General features: G+C 46.0%; 1 protein-coding gene. It reads left to right on the forward strand.

All coding sequences use genetic code 11. From position 1 onward, the window contains the following. Window positions 1-365 (forward strand): transposase (locus AAEY99_RS21260; RefSeq protein WP_351011955.1); only part of this gene is annotated, 365 nt, incomplete at both ends.

The raw sequence follows: 365 nt of genomic DNA on the forward strand, positions 1-365 counted from the left end.
TCTAGCAACACTGAATCTCACACTGCCAACCTCACTGCCCAAAAAGTGGGTGGTAGACTGCCAGCATGTAGGCAAAGGCTTGCCTGCACTGCAGTATCTATCACGCTATTTGTATCGTGGCGTACTGGCTGACAAAAACATCAAAAGTCATGTCGATGACAATGTGAGTTTCGAGTATGAAGACAGCCAAACAAAGTCAACAAAAGTCCGTACTTTACCCGCCATAGAATTTCTCTGGTTAATACTGCAACACGTATTACCGAAGGGATTAAGACGAGTGAGAGACTATGGATTACTCAGAGGCAACGCCAACAAGCTCAGACTACAAATACAGCTTATGCTGGCGGTTGCTGGGGCAGTGTTTC

The organism is Shewanella sp. S1-58-MNA-CIBAN-0166 (genome assembly GCF_040310085.1).
Classification (GTDB): Bacteria; Pseudomonadota; Gammaproteobacteria; order Enterobacterales; family Shewanellaceae; genus Shewanella.